A 4,699-nucleotide genomic window follows, 5' to 3' on the forward strand; every position below is an offset into this window, starting at 1 on the left:
CAAAAACAGTTCTGCCGCCGTCGCGCTTAATAACTTCCAACATGGTACCGCCGCCTCCCTCACGTTTGATCGGCTTTTCACAAACCGTCTCTTTAGAATTGAGTATACTACATATTGTAGTATACGTGCAATCCTAAAAACAGATTATTCAACATGTAGATTTGGCTAAAATCACGTTTAAGCCCGAAACGGTCGCATTTTACGGCATTGGAAGCAATTCTATATAAAAAATGCAAAGAGTCCTCTCTAAATTACTGTTTGACATTCATTATTTCATAGTGCTATAATCAACGTCACCAACAACGAAATACACCACTTTTCATCCAGAGCGACCGAGGGACCGGCCCAATGACGTCGCGGCAACCATCTCCATACGGAGACCGGTGCCAATTCCGCGGGAGTTATCCCGAGAGATGAAGATCACCGACTCTTCATCTTTTGGTGAAGAGTTTTTTAGTGGGTAAAGGAGTGAGAAAATGATAGATTTGCGGCACATTAGCAAAGTATATCCCGGTCCGCAACCGGTGCACGCTATCAAAGATATCGATCTGCATATCAAAGAAGGCGAAATTTGCGGTATTATCGGCTTGTCCGGGGCCGGAAAGTCGACGTTGATTCGCTGTATCAACATGTTGGAAACGCCGACCAAAGGGGAAGTTTGGGTTGACGGTAAAAACCTGACGGCGATGAGCGAACAGGAATTACGTAACGAACGTAAACATATCGGCATGATTTTCCAGCATTTCAATCTGCTGAGTCATCGTACCGTCTATGAAAATATCGCGTTTCCGTTAGAGCTCGCGGGACTTTCCAAAGCGGAAGAAAAAGAACGGATCGAACCGATTTTGGAACTAGTCGGCCTGACACAACGCCGCGACAACTACCCCGCCCAACTTTCCGGCGGTCAAAAGCAGCGTGTCGGCATCGCCCGCGCGTTGGTTTCGCAACCGAAGGTGCTGCTTTGCGATGAAGCGACCAGCGCGCTCGATCCGCAAACCACCAAAGCGATTCTTGATCTTTTAAAAGACATTAATAAACGCCTGCATCTGACCATCGTTTTGATCACACACGAGATGCAGGTCATTAAAGAAATTTGCAACCACGTCGCCGTCATTGAAAACGGTCGCATCATCGAGCAGGGCAGCGCGGCGGATCTTTTCACCGCGCCGCAGACGGCGACCACGCGTGAATTTGTCGGCTCGATTTTAAGCAATGAGATTCCGGAAAATTTAAGCTACTTGCATGTTTCCCAAACACCGATTCCCGATGCCGATTTACTGGTTCGGTTATCTTTTATCGGCGACGTTACCGATGAGCCCTTGTTGGCGACATTGATTCGTCGGTTCGATCTCGAAGTCAGCATCCTCTACGCTACCATCGATTACATTCAGGACACCTCATTCGGTCGACTGATTGTGACGCTGGGCGGCAGTGAGGATCAAATGCAAGCCGCCTTGGCGTGGCTGCACACGTGTCCCATTGAAAGTGAGGTGATCGGTTATGTCCCCGCAAATCGTTAGCCTCTTATGGCAGAGTTTAGGGGAAACGATGTACATGGTGGCCGTTTCCTCCTTTCTCTCGGCTTTCTTTGGGATTCCTCTCGGAGTCTTGTTGCTCGTTACCGACAAAGGTCATATTTTGGAAAATGCCGCGATTAATAAACCGCTCGGCGCCGTCGTCAATATGCTGCGTTCGATTCCGTTTATTATTTTGATGGTCGCAATTATTCCGTTGACTCGTATTATTGCCGGTTCTTCGATCGGCACAACGGCCGCGTGCGTGCCCTTGACGCTCGCCGCGATTCCGTTTGCCGGCCGCCTGGTGGAAACGGCGCTGAAAGAAGTTCCCTTCGGATTGGTCGAAGCCGCGCAGTCAATGGGCGCTTCCCCGTTCCAAATCATCTACAAAGTGTTGGTTCCCGAAGCGCTTCCGACCATTATCGACAGCATGACTAACGTCATCGTCAATTTGATCAGCTACTCCGCGATGGCGGGCGCGATCGGCGGCGGCGGCTTGGGCGATCTCGCGATCCGCTACGGCTACCAGCGTTTCCGTCTCGATGTAATGCTCGCAACGATTGCGATTTTGGTCATCGTTGTCCAATTGATTCAAAGTTTAGGCAATTATTTAGCACGACGTGTCAATAAAAAATAAATCTGAAAATGAAATAGTGAAATGGGGTAATTCATTATGAAACGACAATGGACAGTCTTATTTTTCCTGCTTTGCAGCTTGGCCGTACTGGCCGGTTGCGGTACCCAAAAAGAGCCGGCAAACGCTGCGCTCGGTACCCAAGAACGACCGCTCGTTGTCGGCGTAACGGCAGGGCCGCAAGCGCAAATTTTAGAACAGGTCAAAACAGTGGCCGCGCGTGACGGATTCGTCATTAAAGTGGCGGAATTCACCGACTTCGTCACGCCGGATCAGGCGCTTGCCAATGGCGAAATTGATGCCAACGCGTACCAACACCAGCCGTACTTGAACCATTTCAATAAAAATAACGGCGACAAATTAGTCTCGATCGGCAAAACCGTGCTCTTACCGATGGCGCTCTATGCACCGAAATACCAAACGCTTGATGCCATTCCCGACGGCGCGAAAGTAGCCATTCCGAACGACCCGACGAACGGCGGTCGCGCGCTCTTGCTGCTGCAGTCGGCCGGTCTGATCCAACTCGGCACGAATGATATCACCGTCACGGTCGCCGATGTCAAAGAAAATCCGCATCATTTCGAATTTCTTGAAGTGGAAGCCGCGCAAGTGCCGCGCTCGTTAGATGACGTGGACGCCGCCGTAATTAATACGAACTACGCGCTTGAAGCGGGACTTTCCCCGGTTGCTGACGCGCGCTTTGTAGAAACGAAAGAATCGCCGTACGCTTGCGTACTGGCCGTGCAAAAAGACGCGAAAACCAACGCGGCGTATGCGAAACTGCTTTCCTACTACCAATCGGAGCCCGTACGCGACTTTATTAACAAAGAATTTAAAGGCGCGCTCGTGCCGGCATTCTGACTTAAGGTTTTCCTTTACAACGGAATGCAGCTGTGATAAAATACTACTGTTGCTAATAACGGAACTTGCAAGGAGGTGTAGATAATGGCAAATTATTGCGAAGTTTGTGGTAAAGGTACGCAAACCGGTATGAACGTCAGCCACTCACATTTGAAAACGAAACGAACCTGGAAACCGAATATTCAACGTGTACGTGTTGTTCTCAACGGTCAAACCACGCGACAGAACGTCTGCACTCGGTGCCTTCGTTCCGGCAAAGTGGAACGTCCTTAAGACAAACTAAAAACCGCCCTCGGGCGGTTTTTTTAATGCCTGTTTTTCCTCGTATGATAAAAACCGCCCGCAGGCGGTTTTTTATTTAACATCCCAATAGCGTGGCAAAAATGTGTCTTGATATAAACGAATCGCATACTCGTCTGTCAAGCCGGCCACATAGTCGATCACTGCCGTTTCCACCGGAATTTCGTTCGGCCGATGTTCCGCCGGTAAGCGCGCGGGATCTTCCAAATAGTAACGGCAAAGTTCCTGTACCAAGCGGTAACCGCGTTTGCGATCCGGCACCAGCGTCGGAGCCTGGTAGACATTGGCAAACATAAATTCGCGAAAGATGCCCATGACTGCCTGCGTGGCGTCCGTCATAATAATCGTTTCCCGATCCGACGACGAGTACACCAGGTCACTCACCATCGCCGTGATCATGGACGAATGCGTTGTTCCGAAATGGCGCTGTACTTCCGCCGGCAAATCGTCCGCAGTGAGCATCCCCGCCCGCTCCGCATCATCAAAATCGTGGCATAAGTAGGCAATACGGTCGCTGTAACGAACCAGTTGCCCTTCTAATGTCTGCGGTAAATTCGGCCCCGTATGATTCAAAATACCGTCGCGTACGGCCTGCGTCAGATTTAAACCGGCGCCGTGCTTTTCCAGCACATCCAACACGCGCAGACTTTGCTCATTATGATGAAAATGGCCAAACAAATCGCGAATCGCAAATTCACCGACATGACCGAACGGCGTGTGTCCCACGTCATGCCCCAAGGCGATCGCTTCCGTCAAATCTTCATTCAAGCGCAGCGCGCGCGCCATCGTCCGCGCGATTTGACTCACTTCCAATGTATGCGTCATCCGCGTGCGATAATGATCCGTCGGCGCGATATATACCTGCGTCTTGTGTTTCAAGCGTCGAAACGCCTTGCTATGCAAAATCCGGTCCCGATCCCGTTGGTATTCCGTGCGCAAAGGATCCTTATCCTGCGGACGCTCGCGCACGGCGTCACGGCTGTGAGCCGCGTGCGTCGCTAAATATTTGACTTCGCGTTCTTCGGTCACTTCGCGGATTTGCATAGTTCACCTCACCCGTGTAAACGGCGGTTGCGTTCGATGATTTCCATAACCCGATTGGCCGTTTCTTCAATCGCTTTCGTGGATACGTCGATCACCGGACAGTGCAACTTGCGCATAATTTCACGCGCATACGTCAACTCCTCGCGAATGCGATCGAGCGCCGCGTAGCTTGCTCCGTCGGCAAGGCCCATGGATTTTAACCGTTCGCTGCGAATCGTATTGAGCTTGCCCGGATCGATAATCAAACCGACAATTTTATAGGAAGGCAGCTGGAATAATTCTTCCGGCAACGGCACTTCCGGGACCAGCGGCAAGTTCGCCGCTTTGATTTTTTTATGCGCCA

General features: G+C 50.8%; 6 protein-coding genes and 1 riboswitch. Of the genes, 4 read left to right on the top strand and 2 right to left on the bottom strand.

Annotated elements, in window-relative coordinates; genetic code table 11:
- Window positions 1–316: 316 nt before the first annotated feature.
- Window positions 317–420, top strand: a riboswitch (SAM riboswitch).
- A gap of 56 nt (window positions 421–476) precedes the next feature.
- The 4 genes from RDN69_RS05820 (at window position 477) to rpmB (ending at window position 3,285) form a co-directional block, all read left to right on the top strand.
- A complete protein-coding gene (locus RDN69_RS05820) occupies window positions 477–1,520 on the top strand; it encodes a methionine ABC transporter ATP-binding protein (protein WP_273260394.1) in 1,044 nt (347 codons plus the stop codon).
- Window positions 1,501–2,154: a methionine ABC transporter permease gene (locus RDN69_RS05825; RefSeq protein ID WP_273260397.1), complete on the top strand. Its 654-nt coding sequence runs from the start codon at window positions 1,501–1,503 to the stop codon at window positions 2,152–2,154. Before RDN69_RS05820 ends, RDN69_RS05825 begins: the two co-directional genes overlap by 20 nt.
- A gap of 36 nt (window positions 2,155–2,190) precedes the next feature.
- The gene (locus RDN69_RS05830) at window positions 2,191–3,012 is read left to right on the top strand and encodes a MetQ/NlpA family ABC transporter substrate-binding protein (protein WP_273260400.1); all 822 of its coding nucleotides are present in this window, start codon (window positions 2,191–2,193) and stop codon (window positions 3,010–3,012) included.
- An 84-nt stretch (window positions 3,013–3,096) separates the two neighbouring features.
- On the top strand, window positions 3,097–3,285 hold the full coding sequence (rpmB, locus tag RDN69_RS05835) for a 50S ribosomal protein L28 (protein ID WP_024049106.1): 189 nt from the start codon (window positions 3,097–3,099) through the stop codon (window positions 3,283–3,285).
- A gap of 81 nt (window positions 3,286–3,366) precedes the next feature.
- On the opposite strand, the gene RDN69_RS05840 is transcribed toward rpmB, so the two are convergent.
- The gene (locus RDN69_RS05840; protein WP_273260403.1) at window positions 3,367–4,356 is read right to left on the bottom strand and encodes a deoxyguanosinetriphosphate triphosphohydrolase; all 990 of its coding nucleotides are present in this window, start codon (window positions 4,354–4,356) and stop codon (window positions 3,367–3,369) included.
- Window positions 4,357–4,364: 8 nt separating this feature from the next.
- The coding region (locus RDN69_RS05845) for a kinase/pyrophosphorylase (RefSeq protein ID WP_288218365.1) at window positions 4,365–4,699 on the bottom strand (335 nt) is incomplete at its 5' end.

This window comes from uncultured Negativicoccus sp., assembly GCF_902480485.1.
Lineage (GTDB): Bacteria > Bacillota > Negativicutes > Veillonellales > Negativicoccaceae > Negativicoccus > Negativicoccus succinicivorans.